The sequence below is a fragment of the Pseudomonas sp. HS-18 genome, from assembly GCF_020401845.1.
Lineage (GTDB): Bacteria > Pseudomonadota > Gammaproteobacteria > Pseudomonadales > Pseudomonadaceae > Pseudomonas > Pseudomonas nitroreducens.
In genome coordinates this window covers 4433682-4449234 of record NZ_CP084413.1, presented here as the reverse complement: position 1 = coordinate 4449234, position 15553 = coordinate 4433682, and the positions used below count along the sequence as shown (strand labels likewise).

General features: G+C 66.7%; 13 protein-coding genes. 4 read left to right on the top strand and 9 right to left on the bottom strand.

Annotation, left to right across the window (positions count from 1 at the left end):
* The first annotated feature begins 7 nt into the window (after nucleotides 1–7).
* The 3 genes from LDJ84_RS20620 to LDJ84_RS20610 all read left to right on the top strand — a co-directional run bounded on the left by LDJ84_RS20620 (nucleotide 8) and on the right by LDJ84_RS20610 (nucleotide 5124).
* Nucleotides 8–1375 (top strand): DUF1329 domain-containing protein, encoded by a 1368-nt coding sequence (locus LDJ84_RS20620; RefSeq protein ID WP_024765105.1) that lies wholly within the window; start codon nucleotides 8–10, stop codon nucleotides 1373–1375.
* 270 nt (nucleotides 1376–1645) lie between these two features.
* Entirely contained in the window at nucleotides 1646–2728 is a 1083-nt protein-coding gene (locus tag LDJ84_RS20615) for a WD40/YVTN/BNR-like repeat-containing protein (RefSeq protein ID WP_037012043.1), read from the top strand.
* Between the two features lie 14 nt (nucleotides 2729–2742).
* Nucleotides 2743–5124, top strand: a complete 2382-nt coding sequence (locus LDJ84_RS20610) for an efflux RND transporter permease subunit (protein WP_038803711.1) — start codon at nucleotides 2743–2745, stop codon at nucleotides 5122–5124.
* A 69-nt stretch (nucleotides 5125–5193) separates the two neighbouring features.
* Here LDJ84_RS20610 and LDJ84_RS20605 read toward each other — a convergent pair whose 3' ends face one another.
* The gene (locus tag LDJ84_RS20605; protein WP_169889669.1) at nucleotides 5194–6000 is read right to left on the bottom strand and encodes a cyclase family protein; all 807 of its coding nucleotides are present in this window, start codon (nucleotides 5998–6000) and stop codon (nucleotides 5194–5196) included.
* A gap of 112 nt (nucleotides 6001–6112) precedes the next feature.
* Between LDJ84_RS20605 and LDJ84_RS20600 the strand changes: the two genes are divergently transcribed.
* Nucleotides 6113–6529, top strand: a complete 417-nt coding sequence (locus LDJ84_RS20600) for a carboxymuconolactone decarboxylase family protein (protein WP_084357408.1) — start codon at nucleotides 6113–6115, stop codon at nucleotides 6527–6529.
* Between the two features lie 91 nt (nucleotides 6530–6620).
* Here LDJ84_RS20600 and LDJ84_RS20595 read toward each other — a convergent pair whose 3' ends face one another.
* From LDJ84_RS20595 to LDJ84_RS20560, 8 genes are all read right to left on the bottom strand, one after another.
* Nucleotides 6621–7721 carry a chlorophyllase/cutinase-like alpha/beta fold protein gene (locus LDJ84_RS20595; protein ID WP_084357407.1) on the bottom strand — a complete coding sequence of 367 codons (1101 nt, stop codon included), beginning with the start codon at nucleotides 7719–7721 and terminating at the stop codon, nucleotides 6621–6623.
* 37 nt (nucleotides 7722–7758) lie between these two features.
* Nucleotides 7759–9405 carry a BatD family protein gene (locus tag LDJ84_RS20590; protein WP_084357406.1) on the bottom strand — a complete coding sequence of 549 codons (1647 nt, stop codon included), beginning with the start codon at nucleotides 9403–9405 and terminating at the stop codon, nucleotides 7759–7761.
* The gene (locus LDJ84_RS20585) at nucleotides 9402–11162 is read right to left on the bottom strand and encodes a vWA domain-containing protein (protein WP_226045357.1); all 1761 of its coding nucleotides are present in this window, start codon (nucleotides 11160–11162) and stop codon (nucleotides 9402–9404) included. Before LDJ84_RS20585 ends, LDJ84_RS20590 begins: the two co-directional genes overlap by 4 nt.
* Entirely contained in the window at nucleotides 11159–12193 is a 1035-nt protein-coding gene (locus LDJ84_RS20580) for a vWA domain-containing protein (protein ID WP_226045356.1), read from the bottom strand. The genes LDJ84_RS20585 and LDJ84_RS20580 overlap by 4 nt, the downstream gene beginning before the upstream one ends.
* Complete coding sequence (locus LDJ84_RS20575) at nucleotides 12186–12683, bottom strand: DUF4381 domain-containing protein (protein ID WP_024765097.1); 498 nt, start codon at nucleotides 12681–12683, stop codon at nucleotides 12186–12188. Before LDJ84_RS20575 ends, LDJ84_RS20580 begins: the two co-directional genes overlap by 8 nt.
* Complete coding sequence (locus LDJ84_RS20570; RefSeq protein WP_226045355.1) at nucleotides 12680–13624, bottom strand: DUF58 domain-containing protein; 945 nt, start codon at nucleotides 13622–13624, stop codon at nucleotides 12680–12682. Before LDJ84_RS20570 ends, LDJ84_RS20575 begins: the two co-directional genes overlap by 4 nt.
* A 1-nt stretch (nucleotide 13625) precedes the next feature.
* Nucleotides 13626–14585: an AAA family ATPase gene (locus LDJ84_RS20565; RefSeq protein WP_038803712.1), complete on the bottom strand. Its 960-nt coding sequence runs from the start codon at nucleotides 14583–14585 to the stop codon at nucleotides 13626–13628.
* Nucleotides 14586–14646: 61 nt separating this feature from the next.
* The gene (locus tag LDJ84_RS20560) at nucleotides 14647–15519 is read right to left on the bottom strand and encodes a DUF1353 domain-containing protein (protein WP_226045354.1); all 873 of its coding nucleotides are present in this window, start codon (nucleotides 15517–15519) and stop codon (nucleotides 14647–14649) included.
* Nucleotides 15520–15553: the final 34 nt, after the last annotated feature.

The following is a 15553-nucleotide window of genomic DNA, read 5'->3' as shown; positions in this document are numbered from 1 at the left end:
AATCACCATGCGCAACATGCGTACCCTGGTCGGCGCCGCAGTGGCCCTGGCCCTGTCCGCCGGCAGCGCCCTGGCGGCGGTTTCCCCGCAGGACGCGGCCAAGCTGCAGTCGAGCCTGACCCCGCTGGGCGCGGAAAAGGCCGGCAACGCCGCCGGCACCATCCCGGCCTGGACCGGTGGCATCACCCAGGCACCGGCCGGCTACAAGCCGGGCCAGCACCACATCGACCCGTTCGCCGCCGACAAGCCGCTGTATACCATCACCAAGGCGAACCTGGACCAGTACAAGGCCAACCTGACTCCCGGCACCCTGGCGCTGTTCGCCACCTACCCGGACACCTTCCAGATGCCGGTGTACCCGAGCCGCCGCAGCGGTTCGGCGCCGCAGTGGGTGTACGACAACACCCTGAAGAATGCCACCAGCGCCAAGCTGGCCGAAGGCGGCAACGGCTTCGTCGATGCTTTCGGCGGCATCCCGTTCCCGATTCCGCAGAACGGCGTGGAAGCGGTGTGGAACCACATCGCCCGCTACCGCGGCACCTACGTCGTGCGTCGCGCCTCCGAAGTGGCTGTGCAGCGCAACGGCGACTACTCGCTGGTGACCTCGCAGCAGGAAGCACTGTTCAAGTACTACATCCAGGGCAAGAGCTTCGCCGACCTGAACAACCTGCTGTTCTACTACCTGTCGTTCACCAAGAGCCCGGCTCGCCTGGCCGGTGGTGCCGCACTGGTCCACGAGACCCTCGACCAGGTGAAGGAACCGCGCCAGGCCTGGGGCTACAACGCCGGCCAGCGCCGCGTGCGCCGTGCGCCGAACCTGGCCTACGACACCCCGATCGCCGCCGCCGACGGCCTGCGTACCGCCGACGACACCGACATGTTCAACGGCTCGCCGGACCGCTACGACTGGAAGCTGATCGGCAAGAAGGAAATGTACATCCCGTACAACAACTACAAGGTTTCCAGCCCTGAGGTTAAGTACAAGGATCTGCTGACCCCCAACCACCTGAACCCGAAATACACCCGCTACGAACTGCACCGCGTGTGGATCGTGGAAGGCACCCTGAAGCCGGGCGCACGCCACATCTATTCCAAGCGCGTACTGTTCCTCGACGAGGACAGCTGGGGCGCCGCCGAAGTCGACCAGTACGACGGTCGCGGCGAACTGTGGCGCGTATCGCTGGCGTACCTGAAGAACTACTACGAGCTGCCCACCACCTGGACCGCTCTGGATACCTTCCACGACCTGCAGGCCCGTCGCTACCACGTACAGAACCTGGACAACGAAGAGCCGACCACCATCGACTTCAGCCAGGCCGTACCGGACGACTCCTACTTCAGCCCGTCCGCACTGCGTCGCCGCGGCACCCGCTGAGTTCGCTTCGTGCGTGAAAGAGCCCGCCCCATGGCGGGCTTTTTTATACCTGCGCGAAAGCGTGAGGGCGTGAAAGTGTTACCGCTCCACCCGCGGGAAGCCGCCACCCGCGCGCCTTTCGGGCGAGATGGCAAAATGCACTCATCCTTTCGAGTGAGGCGCCCGGGGCTTAACAAAAGATAACGTGCCGTTAATTGTCAGCCCCGGAAAAGGCTGGCTATATAGCTCCAAACTACATACCGCCTGCATAAGAAAAAGAGGTAAAGGCATATGCGTGAGCCCCTGTGGCGCACTTCGAGCGAGCAGCCCGTATCGGGAGTGCGAAGCTCCTTCCCGATGTCGCGCAAGTCGATTTCCCTGCTCGGCGCGTTTTCCTTCCTGATGATGTCCCTGGCTCCGCTGCATGCCGTCGCCGCAACGGACGCCGCCAGCGATGCCAACTCGATCATTTCCGCCAAGGCCTCCAGCAGCCTGCTGCTGAGCATCGCCCATGCCGGCAAGCGGCTGGTCGCGGTGGGAGACCACGGGCACATCCTCTATTCCGACGACGCAGGCAAGAGCTGGACCCAGGCCACCGTGCCGACCCGCCAGCTGCTGACCTCGGTGTTCTTCGTCAACGACAAGAAGGGCTGGGCCGTCGGTCACGACGCCCAGGTCCTGGCCACTACCGATGGCGGCACCACCTGGGTGCGCCAGTTCGAGGACCTCAAGCGCGAAGCGCCGCTGCTGGACATCTGGTTCCAGGACGAGAACCACGGTGTGGCCGTGGGCGCCTATGGCGCGCTGCTGGAAACCACCGATGGCGGCAAGAGCTGGGAAGACGTCAGCGATCGCCTGGACAACGAAGACCAGTACCACCTCAACGCCATCACGGCGGTGAAGGATTCCGGCCTGTTCGTGGTCGGCGAGGCGGGCAGCATGTTCCGCTCCAAGGACTGGGGCCAGACCTGGGAAAAACTCCAGGGCCCCTACGAGGGCTCGCTGTTCGGCGCCACCGGCACCACCCACGCCGGCACCGTCCTGGCCTACGGCCTGCGCGGCCACCTGTTCCGCTCGACCGATTTCGGCAGCACCTGGCAGCAGGTCAGCCTGCCCACCGCCAATGGCGGAGCGCTGGAGTTCGGCCTCTCCGAAGGCAGCCTGCTGGATGACGGCACCATCGTCGTCGTCGGCCACGGCGGCAGCGTACTGGAAAGCAAGGACGACGGCGTCAGCTTCAGCGTCGTCAACCGTCCGGACCGCCTCTCCCTCGCGGGCGTGAGCGCGGCCGGCGATGGCAACCTGGTGCTGGTCGGCCAGGGCGGTATCCACCTGGCTTCGGCGACCGGTGCCGAGCTGACAGAACAACAATAAGCCAGGGAGCCGCAATGAACGCTCTGAACAAGCACGAACAGGACAAGGCGACTTTCCTGGAACGCATCATCTTCACCCACCGGCCGTTCGTGATCATCGCGTGCCTGCTGGTGACCGTCTTCCTCGCCTGGTCGGCCACGCAAGTGCGCCCGTCCACCAGTTTCGAGAAGATGATCCCGCTGCAGCACCCGTTCATCCAGAACATGCTGGAGCACCGCAACGACCTGGCCAACCTCGGCAACACCGTGCGCATCTCGGTGGAAGCGGTGAACGGCGACATCTTCACCAAGGAATACATGGAGACGCTGCGGCAGATCCATGACGAGGTCTTCTACATTCCCGGCGTCGACCGCTCCGGCATGAAGTCGCTGTGGAGCCCGAGCGTACGCTGGACCGAAGTGACCGAGGAGGGCTTCGCCGGTGGCGAGGTTATCCCGCAGACCTACGACGGTTCCGCCAAGGCCCTGGACCTGCTGCGCAACAACGTGCTCAAGTCCGGCCAGATCGGCCGCCTGGTGGCCAACAACTTCAAGTCGAGCATCGTCGACGTGCCGCTGCTGGAGGTCTACCCGGACCCGAAAGACCAGGGCAAGCTGATGAAGCTGGACTACCGCCAGTTCTCCCATGAGCTGGAAGAGAAGATCCGCGACAAGTACCAGCTGCAGAACCCCAACGTGAAGATCCACATCACCGGCTTCGCCAAGAAGGTCGGTGACCTGATCGACGGCCTGCTGATGGTGGTCGGCTTCTTCGGCATCTGCTTCGTCATCACCCTGGTGCTGCTGCTGTGGTTCACCAAGTGCGTGCGCTCCACCATTGCCGTGCTGTCCACCACCCTGGTGGCGGTGATCTGGCAACTGGGCCTGCTGCACATCATCGGCTTCGGACTGGACCCGTACTCGATGCTGGTGCCGTTCCTGATCTTCGCCATCGGTATTTCCCACGGCGTGCAGAAGATCAACGGTATCGCCCTGCAGTCCAGTGATGCGGAAACCCCGCTGCTGGCCGCCCGCCGCACCTTCCGCCAGCTGTTCCTGCCGGGCATGATCGCCATTCTCGCGGACGCCGTCGGCTTCATCACCCTGCTGGTGATCGACATCGGCGTGATCCGCGAACTGGCCATCGGCGCGTCCATCGGCGTGGCGGTGATCGTGTTCACCAACCTGATCCTGCTGCCGGTCGCCATTTCCTACATCGGCATCAGCAAGAAGGCGGTGCAGCGCAGCAAGGAAGACGCCGTGCGCGACCATCCCTTCTGGCGCGCGCTGTCCAACTTCGCCAGCCCGTCCGTGGCGCCGATCTCCGTGGTCATCGCCCTGGCGATGTTCGCCGGCGGCATGTGGCAGGGCCATCACCTGAAGATCGGTGACCTCGACCAGGGCGCGCCGGAACTGCGTCCGGACTCGCGCTACAACCTGGACAACGACTTCATCATCCGCAACTACTCGACCAGCTCCGACGTGCTGGTGGTGATGGTGGCGTCCGAGGCCGAAGGCTGCTCCACCCACAAGACCCTGTCCGCCATCGACGAGCTGGCCTGGCGCCTGGAGAACACCCAGGGCGTGCAGTCGGCCATCTCCCTGGTCACCGTCTCCAAGCAGATGATCAAGGGCATGAACGAAGGCAACCTGAAGTGGGAGTCGCTGTCGCGCAACCAGGACGTGCTGAACAACTCCATCAGCCGCGCCGAAGGTCTGTTCAACAGCAACTGCTCGCTGGCACCCCTTCTGGTGTTCCTCAACGACCACAAGGCCGAGACCCTCGACCGCGCCGTGGCCGTCGTGCAGGACTTCGCCAAGGCCAACGAGAAGGATGACCTGAAGTTCAAGCTCGCCGCCGGTAACGCCGGTATCGAGGCCGCCACCAACGACGTGATCAAGCACTCGGAACTGACCATCCTGATCCTGGTGTACATCTGCGTGGCAGTGATGTGCCTGATCACCTTCCGTTCCTTCGCCGCGACCCTGTGCATCGTGCTGCCGCTGATCCTCACCTCGGTGCTGGGCAACGCGCTGATGGCCACCCTGGGCATCGGCGTGAAGGTGGCGACCCTGCCGGTGATCGCGCTGGGCGTGGGTATCGGCGTGGACTACGGCATCTACATCTATACCCGCCTGGAGTCCTTCCTGCGCCAGGGCCTGTCCCTGCAGGAGGCCTACTACGAGACGCTGAAGTCCACGGGTAAAGCCGTGCTGTTCACCGGCCTGTGCCTGGCCATCGGCGTGGCTACCTGGATCTTCTCGGCGATCAAGTTCCAGGCCGACATGGGTCTGATGCTGACCTTCATGCTCCTCTGGAACATGTTCGGCGCCCTCTGGCTGCTGCCGGCTCTGGCGCGCTTCCTGATCAACCCGGAGAAGGTGCGTCAGAAGAAGGCTTCGATCCTGGTTCACTGATCGACGCTCGAGCAATAAAAAACGCGGCCCTCGGGCCGCGTTTTTTTATGCTCCTACGCGCAGGGCGGATCACGGCAGGATGGCGAAGACCCGCGCCGGGAAGCCCGTGCCCTGGGCAATCTTCGGGAAGCTCACGACCGCCAGCGCGCCGGCCTCGGGCACCTTGTCGAGATTGGCGAGCAATTCGATCTGGTAGTGGTTGGTGCCCAGGATGTACGACTCCAGCGAATAGTCGTCCTTGCTGGTAGCGATGCCGGGATCGGTATCCGTGGTCTCGTGGCCGGAGGCAGTGATCTTGCGCGTCTCGTAGAGATACACCAGCGCCTCCTTGCTCCAGCCCGGATAGTGCGCCACACCCTTGGCGTCCTGGTTCTGCATCTTCGCCTGGTCCGGCCAGCGCTGGGACCAGTCGGTGCGCAGCGCCGCGAAGGAGCCTTCTGGTACCGGGCCATGCTTGGCTTCCCAGGCCTTCACATCGGCCAGGGTCAGCACGTAGTCGGGGTTCTTCGCCACCTGCTCATGGATATCGAACACCACCAGCGGCAGGAACTGCTCCTTCACGTCGAGTTGATCGACGCTGCGCAGGCCCTTGTGGAAGTGCACCGGCGGGTCGACGTGGGTGCCCCACTGTCCGACGTGGCTGTACAGCTCCACCTGGAAACCGTCCTTGTCCACGGTGTAGAGCGTCTTGCGGCCCATGGGCTCGAAGCCTTTCCAGTGCGGTGTATTGCTGTCGAACGCGTGGGTCAGGTCGACCCAGTCGTGCTGCCTGAGGCTGGCGTAGGTATCCCACAGACCCGGCTGGGCGGCGTGGGCCGACAGCGCGAGAAATGGCAGCAGGGTGGCGGCGAATAGCAGGGTGGGGCGGCGTTGCATGGGTCTGATTCCTTGACGGGGATGGGAGAGAACGCCTTATCTTTCTCCATCGCTTGTCCAATCATCCAATTCTGAATTCTGCTTTTCTTATTCATTTTCGTTAGGAGACCTCATGTCCTTCCAGCTCATCGAGTACGCCGAAGCCAGCCCAGAAGTCCGCGCTGTCTATGACGACATCATGGAGACACGCAAGATCGACTGGGTGAACAACTTCTGGAAAGCGTTGGCCAACCACCCGCAGACCCTCAGGCGCACCTGGGAAAGCCTCAAGGAGGTGATGGGGCCGGGTCAGCTCGATCCGCTGGTGAAGGAGTTGATCTACGTTGCCGTCAGCGTCACCAACAACTGCAACTACTGCATCGGCTCCCACGGCGCGGCGGCGCGCAAGGCCGGGATGGACGACGCGATGCTCGGCGAGCTGATGGCCGTGGTGGCCATGGCCAACGAGACCAACCGTCTTGCCATTGGCTACCAGGTGCCGCTGGACGATGTGTTCAAGGGGGCGGTGATGGAGCACAGCGGCAGTTGAGATTGTTCGCGAAGCTCGCTCCTACCAAAAGCGCTCCGGCGCGTGCCTGTAGGAGCGAGCTTGCTCGCGAACCCAGGCCTGCGATGGATGCTCAGGGTACTGGTGCCGACAACCGCTGCATCGCCTTCACCGGTGTGCCATCGCTCCAGCGCCCCATGGACAGCTGCGCCGGCCCCCCGCCCAGCGCGTAGTCGCGGTCCTGGCCGTAGAAGGCCGCATCGCACAACGCATCGAACAGCTTCCACGGCCCGAACCAGTCCATCGCATCGGTCGCCAGGGCGTTGTGGGCTGAGGGTTGCCCTTGTTTCAGACGCTGCTTCACGCGCTCCTGCACGCGGTTGAGCAACCAGCTGGAAGAGTCGCTGGGCGGGTAGCGCGGATCGAAGCGCGGTGCGGTCGGCGCCGCATGGTTGGCCAGCAGGGGCGGGCTGCCGTGGCGGTCGCTGCGCAGCAGCAGCAGGTCCTTGTTGCGCGGCGCGACCTGGGTGCTTTCCGAGTAGATGCGCTGAGCGTCATCGCAGGCAACGCGCTCGTCCTCATCACCACAAAGCGCCAGCAGCAAGGTGCCGGCGGGGATGTTGGCCAGCGGTTCCAGTGGCACTTGGCGCCAGCGTGGGCCACTGCTCTTGCCCGGCTCCACCGCCATCAGCGCACGCGGCTCCGGTATGCCCATCCGTTGCCAGGAGGCGGCGAGCCCGCTGGCGATCAGGCCACCCGCCGAATGGCCGACGTAGGCGACGTGCTCCAGCTCCGGCTTCACTCCCAGCTTGCCCGCCTGCAGATCGGCGATGGCGCGGCGCACGGAGTCGGCTGCGTTGGGCAGGAACTCCGCCGCTGGCGTCTTCAGCGTCGCCTGGTAGCGCGGGTAGATGAGGATGGCGCCACGCCGGACGATGTGCTCGATCCAGGCGCGATAGAGGTCCGGCTGCATGACGCTCCAGCCGTGGGTGAAGACCACCACAGGCGCGCTGGCGGGGGCGGGCCGCTCCGGAGTGAACACCCAGTATTCGTTGCCCTCGGCCGAGAAGTGCCACTGGTGCACGTCGGCATGGGCGTAGTTCGAACCGCCGGGGCCCTGCAACGGCTGGGTCGGTGGCAGGGCCTCGGCTGCCTGCAGCGGGCCGGCCACGAGGAGGTTGCAGATCAGCAGCAGGCCGGCGGCCAGCGCCGGAATCAGCCGGTGGGCGGGCATGGACGCATCTCTGGCGGGGATGCCACCAGCATAGCCGTCAGCGCGGATAGAGCGGCGGCAGGCTGCTGGCCTCCGGCGCCGGCGGTGCGTCCGGGTCGGCACCGGGCAGGGTGCGGATGGCGCGCCAAAGGTCTTCGCCCTGCCAGTTGCGTCCGCCTTCGCTGTCGCTGTAGAGCGCACCGTTGAGGCCATCCAGCGCATCGGACAACGGCACGAAGCGCGCTGCCATGTCGGCCAGGGTTTCCGGTTGTTGCCGGGCCCAGGCATCCAGCGCCTGGCGGGTGGCATGCGAGTCGTTGGCCTGGCAGGCGCGGCGCAATTCATCCAGCAGGGTGCGAGTACTCGGGCCGGCCTGCGCCACGCGAATGACCGCCGGCTGGCTGCGGGCGCGCCACCACAGGGCGAAACCGAGCAGGGTGGTCAGGCTGAGCAGTGCGCAGGCGAGCTGCCAGGGCCAGAGCAGCGTGTCGCTGACTGCCGCTTCGCTGAGGGCTGCGGTGGGCTCGATGTGTTCTTCCAGTTGTGCATTGGCGGCGACTTGCAGGGTGCGCGCCGGCAGGCTGGTGCGCTCGACCCGGCGCTCCTGGGTATTCCACCAGACCACTTCCACCGGCGGCAGCTCGACCGGGCCGGCCTTGTCGGCGATCAGCGCTTCGCGTTCCTCGCGGCTGCCGATCATGCCCTGGTCACTGCTTTCGTTGGCCAGCTGCGGCTGGTCCGGGTAATGGCGCAGGCCTTCGGGCAGGGTGACCGGCAGCGGCGGCAACTGGGCGCCGGACAGGCCATCCACGCGCAGCATGATGTTGCGGGTCAGCGATTCGCCGGCCTTGGCTTCCTCGGGCTGCGGGCTCCAGGTCTCGCTCAGGCTGAGCGAGCGGGCCGGCAGCCAGGGTGCGTCCTTCGGGTAGTCCGCGGGCTTGGGGTCGATCTGCAACGGGATGCTCGGCGAGGTGACCAGCACCTGCTTGCCCGGCTGCGGGCCGAACGGGTTGTAGTCATCGTCGTTGCGGCGCTGGGCAACCTGAGTGGCCTTGAAGGTCTGGCCGGGGATCTCCAGGGTGCCGCTCTTCTGCGGGAAGATCGCGTAGCGCACTTCGATCACGCCATGGCGAACGCCGTTGATGTCCTTCTCGTAGGTGCGTGGCTCGCCCAGTTGCTCGACGCGGGCGTCGTTCATGCGCAGCGGGCTGAGGCTGCTGTCGTCGTACAACGACACCGAGTGGTAGATGCGCAGGGTGAGGATGACCTGGGCCTGCACCCAGCTTTCCTCGTGGTCGACGCTGGCGTCGATGAACACCGGCGCGAGCTTCTGTCCCTCGGCGCTGTCCTCGGCCTTGAGCACATCGAGGCTGATCGGCTCGCTGGCGTTGCCGCCCAGGTGGATCGGCGGGATTTCCACCTTGCCTTCGCTGCGTGGCTGCAGGGTGATGATCCAGCGCGTGGTGGCCTGGGCCTTGCCGTTGAGTGTGGTGAGGCGGTTGACCTGGCGGGTGCCCAGGACCACGAAGTGCTCGTCCAGCGGTTTCAGGTCGGGCTTGCCGAACAGCGTCGGGTCATCGGACTCCAGCGTCAGCTCGACGCTCTCGCCCTGGTTCAGGCGCGCACGGTCGACGCTGGCGGTGAAGCTGGCCTCGGCGCGGAAGGCGGCGAGGCAGAGCAGGGTCAGGCAGATCAGCCTTTTCATGGGTTGGGTTCCTGGCGCTGCTGCTGTTGCTGGTACCAGAACTTGCGACGCAACAGTTCGGACGGATCGTCGGGAATCTGCCGCAGCCACTGTTCCAGGGCCTGACGGCGCTCGTCTCCCAGTGGACCGGCATCTTCCGGGTTGGTTTCCTGATCTTCGCGAACGTCGCCGTCGGGCTTGTCGGCCTGGCTGGTGGTGGGTTTGTCGGCTTCCTGCGATGGGGTCTTCGCCGCCGGTGCCGGTTGCGAGTCACGTTCGCCGGCGTTGTCCTCCTCGTGCTGCTGATCCTGAGGCTGGGCGGCCTGGGGATCGCTGCTCTGTCCGGCGTCGTGGTTTTCTTCGGGGGGCTGGTCGGTGCCGTCGCCGGGCGGATTGTCCTTGCGTTGGCGCAACAGGTCTTCGAGGAGGGCTTTGTTGCGCTTGGCGGCCTCCAGGTCGGGGTTGCGTTCAAGTGCCTGGTCGTAGGCGTCGATCGCGGCTTCCAGCTCGTTCTGTTTCGCCAGGGCGTTGCCGCGGTTGTAGTGGTCGGCGGCCTCGTCACCCTGGGCGAAGGCCTGGGCGGCGTCGACATAATCGCCGGCTCGATACAGGGCCAGCCCCTTCCAGCGGAAGTCAGCGAAGCGCTCGGCCGCCTCGGCCGGCTTGCCGGCGTCGAGCAGGCGCTGGCCCTGCTGGTCGGGGCGCAACCAGAGATCGTTTAACTCGAAGGCATTGGCGTCCTGCGGCGGCGCCCAGAGCAGCGGCAGCCACAGCGGCAGGCTGAACAGCCAGCCGCGCCGCCCGGCGCAGGCGGCGAGCAGGAGCAGGGGCAACAGCAGCCAGTAGCCCTGGTCGGCCCAGCGCTGCAGGCGCAGCAGTGCATCTTCCTCGCTGACCTGCAGGCCCTGGGTGTTATCCAGCAGGCCGAGGGAGCGCAGGTCGCCGCTGCTGGCGCGCAAACGCTGGAAGCGGCCGCCCATGTCGGTGGCGAAGACGCGCAGCCCATTCTCGTCCAGGCGTGGCACCAGGATGTTGCCCTGGTCGTCCTTGAGGAAGGTGCCGTCTTCCTGGGCGATGGGGGCGCCGCCGGGCGTGCCCACGGCGAGCAGCAGCAGGTCCTTGCCCTTGCCCTTGAGCGCCTGGCGAATGCCCTGGCGTTCGCGGGCGTCCAGCGCACTGGTGAGCAGCAGGATCCGGCCGTTGCCCTCGGCGCCGTTGTCGAGCAGGCGTCGCGCCTGGGCGACGGCAAGGTCGGCGCGCTGGCCGGGCTCGGGCATGATCGAGGGTTTGAGGGCGTCGAGCAGGTTGCGTGCGGTGCCCAGGTCATTGGACAGCGGCACCAGCGTGTGGGCGCTGCCGGCGTAGACGACGATGGCGGTCTGCGCGTCGCTGCGTGCCTGCAGGAGGTCGAGCAGCTTGCGCCGGGCCTGTTCCAGGCGCGTCGGCTTGAGGTCGGTGGCGAGCATCTGCGGTGTGAGTTCCAGCACCACCACCAGCGGGTCGCTGCGTTCCATGGTCGGTTGCTCCACCTGCTGCCAGCTCGGGCCGAGCAGGGCAAGCACCGCCAGCAGCCAGGCGATGCCCAGGTAGATCCACGGGCGGCGTTCATGACGGCCGTTGCCGCCGGCCAGCAGCCAGGGGTGGAAGGCCTGGGGCAGCAGCAGCTGCCAGCGGCCGGCGCGGCGCTCACGGTGCCAGAGCTTCCACAGCAGCCAGCCGAGCGGCAGCAGCAGGATCAGCCACAGCGGGTGCAGCAGGTGCGGCCAAAGGTTGCTCATGGCCGGCGCTCCTTCTGCAGGCGCGCCATCCAGGCCGGCCAGCGCCAGTCCTCGGGCGGCCACAGCGTGCCCACCACCAGCGCTGCGCTGATCAGCAGTGCCAGCAGCAGCGGCCAGCGGTACAGCGCGATGGCCGGGCGCGCCTGGGTCGGCTTCTGTTCCACCGGCTCGAGCCGGTCGAGGCTGTCGGAGATGCGCTGCAACTCTTCGCCATTGCGTGCGCGGAAGTACTCGCCGCCGGTGCTTTCGGCGATGGCCTTGAGCGCCGGCTCGTCCAGGTCCAACCCCGGGTTGAGGCCGAACAGTCCGGCGACGCCGCCCTGCTTGGGATCGGCGCCGATGCCGATGGTGTAGACCTTCACGTGCTCGTCGGCGGCCAGGCGTGCGGCGGTCTGCGGGGATATCTCGCCGGCGGTGTTGGCGCCATCGGTGATCAGCACCAGCACGCGGCTCTCGGCCGGGCGCTGGCGCAGGCGCTTGACCGCCAGGCCGATGGCGTCGCCCAGGGCGGTGTCCTTGCCGGCGATGCCGATCAGCGCTTCGTCCAGCCAGATGCGCACGGTGTGGCGGTCGAAGGTCAGCGGCGCCTGCAGGTAGGCGCGGGCGCCGAACAGGATCAGCCCGACGCGGTCACCCCGGCGACCTTCGATGAAATCACCGAACAGTTTCTGCACGGCGTGCAGGCGACTGACTTCCGCGCCGTCCCAGGTCATGTCGGCGTAGTCCATGGAGCCGGAGACATCCACCGCTAGCAGCAGGTCGCGGCCGGTGGCGGGGATCGGCAGTGGCTCGCCGACCCACTGCGGGCGTGCCGCGGCCAGCAGCAGGCAGAGCCAGAGCAGGGCGAAGGGCGCCTGTTGGCGCCAGGCCGGCAGGCGCGCACGGGCACGGCGGCCGGCGAGCCCTTCGAGTTCCTTGAGGAAGCTGACCTTGAGCGCCGCCTCGCCATTGTCGGCCGGCGGCAGGATGAAGCGCATCACCCAGGGCAGCGGGGCGAGCAGGAATATCCACGGCCAGGCGAATTCAAACATGCTTGCGCACCCAGGTTTCCACGGCGGCGGCGAGGCCGTCGATGGCCTTGTCGTCCAGCTTGCACTCGGCGCGGTAGCCGCCTTCCACCAGGATCATCCAGCGGGTCAGGCCGGCGGCCGGGCAACGGGTGTCGAGGAAGGCCAGCCAGGCACGGCCGCTCAGGGTATGGCTGTGGCTGTCCGGCCAGCGGGCGCGCGACAGTCGTTTGAGCAGGCCATTGAGCGATTGCAGCCAGGGGCCGGCCGGCGCGCGGTCATAGGGGCGCGGCAGGCGCTTGAGTTCTTCCAGGGCGGCTTCGCGCAGCGGGTCCAGCGGGGCTTCTGTGGCCACCTTGGCCTTGCGTCTGGGCAACCAGCGCTGGCGATTGCGCCACAGCAGCCAGAGCAGAAGCGGCAGCAGCGCGGCGAGCAGCCACCAGCCAGGCGCCGGGGGCCACCAGGGCACCGTCGCCGGTTCGATCAGCGGTTGCAGTTGGTCGAGGGGATTCATTTGGCATAACCCGGCTGATGCTGTTCCAGCAGGTTGCGCAGCTGCTCCACCAGTTCTTCCTGGGTGGTCAGCGGCAGCAGCGGCACGCCAAGGCGCAGTGCAAGGCGCTGCCAGCGCTCGCGGCGGGCCTCGCCGAGGGCGCGGTAGGCCAGGCGCTGCTCGTCGATGTGGGTGTCCAGTTCCAGCTGTGCCTGGCCCTCGGCAAACCTCAGCAATCCGGCGGCGGGCAGGGCGTGGTCGAGCGGGTCGGATACCGGCAGCATCACCAGGTCGGTGTGCCGCGCCAGCAGGGACAATTGCTGCTCGGCCACATCGCTGAGCGCGCGCTCGTCGCACATCACCATGATCAGGCTGCCGGGACGCAGCACCTCGCGGGCGCGGCGCAGGGCCATGCCGAAGCCGTCGCCGTTGTGGCTGAGGTTGGAGCCGGCGAGCAGGGCGTTGTTGGCGCGCACGATCAGGTTGAACAACTGCAGCAGGCTCTGTTTGCTGCGCCGTGGCTTGATCTCGTGGCATTCGCTGTCGGTGAACACCAGCCCGCCGATGCGGTCGTTGTGCGCCAGCGCGGCCCAGCCGACGAAGGCCGCGGCACGGGCGGCGAGCACGGACTTGAACGACTGCCCGGAGCCGAAGAACATCCGCGCGCTCTGTTCCACCAGGACGTAAACCGGGCGCTCGCGCTCTTCATGGAACAGCTTGGTGTGCGGCTCCTGGGTGCGCGCGGTGACGCGCCAGTCGATGGTGCGCACATCGTCGCCGGCCTGGTACACGCGCACCTGGTCGAAGTCCACGCCACGGCCGCGCAGGCGCGAGTGGTGCAGGCCGATCAACGGGCTGCGCCGCGAAGGCGTGGAAAACAGCTGGACTTCGTGCAGGCGGTGGCGGATCTCGATCAGCTCGCCAAGGGAAATCGCGACGCCAGGCGCCATGACGTTGTGCATGTCAGGCGACGGCGACTACGTCGAGGATGCGCTGGACCACGCGGTCCTGGTCGATCCCGGCAGCTTCCGCCTCGAAGGTGAGGATCAGGCGGTGGCGCAGCACATCGAAGAGCATCGCCTGGATGTCCTCGGGGCTGACGAAGTCGCGGCCGGCCAGCCAGGCGTGGGCACGCGCGCAACGGTCCAGCGCGATGGAGCCCCGCGGGCTGGCGCCGTAGGACAGCCATTCGGCCAGTTCGGCGTCGTACTTGGCCGGGGTGCGCGTGGCCATGATCAGCTGGACCAGGTATTCCTCCACGGCGTCGGCCATGTACAGGCCGAGGATTTCGTGGCGCGCGGCGAAGATGGCTTCCTGGGTGACCCGGCGCTCGGGCTTGGTTTCGCCATTCAGCGCTTCGCCGCGGGCCTGCTGGAGGATGCGGCGTTCAACGGAAGCTTCCGGATAACCGATCTTCACGTGCATCAGGAAGCGGTCGAGCTGGGCCTCGGGCAGCGGGTAGGTGCCTTCCTGCTCGATGGGGTTCTGCGTGGCCATCACCAGGAACAGCGGCGGCAGGTCGTAGGTGCTGCGGCCCACGCTGACCTGGCGCTCGGCCATGGCTTCGAGCAGCGCGGACTGCACCTTGGCCGGCGCGCGGTTGATTTCGTCGGCCAGCACCAGGTGGTGGAAGATCGGCCCCTGCTGGAACACGAAGCTGCCGTTCTCCGGGCGATAGATCTCGGTGCCGGTGATATCCGCCGGGAGCAGGTCGGGGGTGAACTGGATGCGGTGGAACTCGGCCTCCAGGCCTTCGGCCAGGTCCTTGATCGCCTTGGTCTTGGCCAGGCCCGGCGCGCCTTCCACCAGCAGGTGGCCGTCGGCGATCAGGGCGATGAGCAGCCGCTCGATGAGCTTTTCCTGGCCGAGGATCTGGCTGGAGAGATACTGGCGCAGTGCAAGGAGCGACTCACGATGTTCCATCGCGTGGATTTCCTGGACGAAGGGTGGGGCTGTCGGGCCGCCTACTTTACTGCATCGGCCGTCACTCTTGCAGCGCTGCGCTTCGAGCCTTGTGCGGCGCTAGTGGTTCCTGAGTTGCCCGGCCGCCAGGCAGCGGGGTCAGCAGGCGCAGGGAAGTATTGGGGTTGAGCTGGCGGCGCATGTCGCGTGCGCCGCCGTGGACCACTGCGAAGCGGTAGACCCAGGCCACCAGGCGCGGCATGCCGGCGTCCAGCAGCATGCGGTGGAACAGCTCGTCCGCCTCGGCCTTGGTCACCGGGGCGACATTGAGGAACTGGTACAGCGCGTCATGCACCAGGCTGGCGTGGTGCGCCACCGGCCAGAACATCTCGCGTTCCTGCTGCTGGCCGTGGCGCAGGCACTGCACGCTTTCCAGATGCTCCCACCAGTCCGGCGTGCCAAGCGTCGCCATCCAGAAGAACGGCATTTTCGGCGAGCAGCCGTCCCAGGCATAGGTGCGGGTGCAGCCGAAGTCGTAGCTCACGGTGCCGGCGCTCAGGTCGACATGGGCGGGGCCGGGGTTGATGACGATGCGCCCGTCATGCACCACCAGCCACTCGCTATAGAAGTAGCGGCCCTTGAACAACGGGTCTTCGCGGACCAGCGGGAAATCGATGTAGTTGATCCACGGGCCGTTGCGGTCGCGGCTGCAGAATCCCCACTCGTCCACCGAGCGTTCCCGCGCGGCCTGCACCCGGCGCAGACGTTCGCCCCGGCCGACGATGCGCGGCAGCAGCACGCCGAGATAGACCGGGACCGCGCCGATCAGCAGCGGCTGCACGGCTTCGTCGAGGAACAGCCAGGCCGCCACGAGCAGCGCCGCGCCCAGCAGGGTGACCAGCAGGTTGTCCAGGTGGCGCAGCAGCGGGCGGCGCAGGGGAGGCTGGCGTTGCATGGCGTCCGTTCCAGGCGAGGGACCGCCATGATAG